Annotated in this window: 2 protein-coding genes; one reads left to right on the top strand and one right to left on the bottom strand. The window is 73.9% G+C overall.

Annotation, left to right across the window (positions count from 1 at the left end; all coding sequences use genetic code 11):
- Nucleotides 1-27: 27 nt before the first annotated feature.
- Nucleotides 28-591 carry a DUF6882 domain-containing protein gene (locus AB0O29_RS35995; RefSeq protein ID WP_365160684.1) on the bottom strand — a complete coding sequence of 188 codons (564 nt, stop codon included), beginning with the start codon at nucleotides 589-591 and terminating at the stop codon, nucleotides 28-30.
- Between the two features lie 145 nt (nucleotides 592-736).
- Between AB0O29_RS35995 and AB0O29_RS35990 the strand changes: the two genes are divergently transcribed.
- A partial coding sequence (locus tag AB0O29_RS35990; protein WP_365160681.1) for a serine hydrolase domain-containing protein occupies nucleotides 737-1,328 on the top strand: 592 nt, incomplete at its 3' end.

The following is a 1,328-nucleotide window of genomic DNA, read 5'->3' as shown; positions in this document are numbered from 1 at the left end:
GCCCCCGGGCCGGTGCCCGGGGAGGGATCAGGGCGTCGAACCGGCGCTAGCCGGCATCGATGTCGAAGGTGGAGACGCCGCCGTCCGCCTCGTCAGGGTGACCGGTCCGAAGGTGATGACCACGTAGGAGGAGTTGCCCCCCGGACCCCTGTAGTACCCGGTCGCCCCGGTGACCCGGAACGCCAGGGCCGCGAGCGTAGAAGCCGTCTGCTCGTCGGCGTCGATCTCGGGCTGGGCCAGCTCGGGATGGCCGTTGGCCTCCGCCCAATCGCAGAAGCGGCGGGAGTCGCGGCTCATGCCGGGGAGGAGGCTCTGGTTGGCCCAGGCCCACACCCATGAGCCCGCCCTCGGGGCGAAGCTGCCCAGGATCTGGGCGGGCGCGGTCGCGGTCTTGTCGGGGAAGGTCCAGGTGATGACCCCGGTCGTCTGGTCCAGGTCCCAGCGGTCCGCCGAGCCCAGCCCCCAGGACATGTGGGCCCGGCCCACCTGCCCGATCATGTCCTCACCCTGCCGCAGGAGCGCGCTGAGGTCAGCTTGCTCCCCGGCCTGACCCGCACCGTCCGCCTTGATCGCCCGCTTGAACACTCCCATGCCGCGGAGTCTGCCAGATGCCTCCGGCCGGCCGGCGAGGCCCCTTCCCGGGGTGTGGGCCCGGGGCGTCGTCGGGGTCGGGTCAGGGGCGGGTGGGGGTGCTCCCTCATGGCTTGGGGATCTTGGCGGCGGCAGGCTTGCGGGTATGACGAACCCCGTGAACTCCCGCTCCCGCAAGTTCCGTTGGCTCTCCCTCGGTGCCGCCGGCGCGGCACTCGCCACGGTCACCGCCGCGGCCCTCCCCGCCTCGGCCGCCACCGGCGGCGACCGGGCCCCGCTCCCGGTGACGGCCGCCGTCGGCGACCGCTACCCGGTGGACGAGGCCGCGCTGGCGAAGCTGATGGCTCCGGGCGCCGAGGCGAACGGCACGATGGTGCGGGTGACCGGCCCCGGCACGCGGTGGGCGAAGGCGGTGGGGCCCGTCTCCCAGGACCCGGCGGCCTCCTTCCGGATCGGCAGCATGACGAAGATGTTCACGTCCACCGTCGTGCTCCAGCTGGTCGCCGAGGGCCGTCTCGGCCTGGACACCCCGATCGCCGAGGTCCTGCCCGACCTCGTTCCGGCGGCCTGGCACCCGATCACCGTCGGACAGCTGCTCAGCCACACCAGCGGGCTGGGCCTGCCCTGCGGGGAGCTGAAGGACGGCATGGGCCTGACCCCGCAGCGGGTGGTGGCGGCCTGGACGGAGGAGGGCTGCCCCGCGCCGGAGTACCCCGCCCGTCACCCGCCAGCAGTAC

This window comes from Streptomyces sp. NPDC089915, from assembly GCF_040684675.1.
Lineage (GTDB): Bacteria > Actinomycetota > Actinomycetes > Streptomycetales > Streptomycetaceae > Streptomyces.
This window is presented reverse-complemented; position numbering and strand designations above follow the sequence as displayed.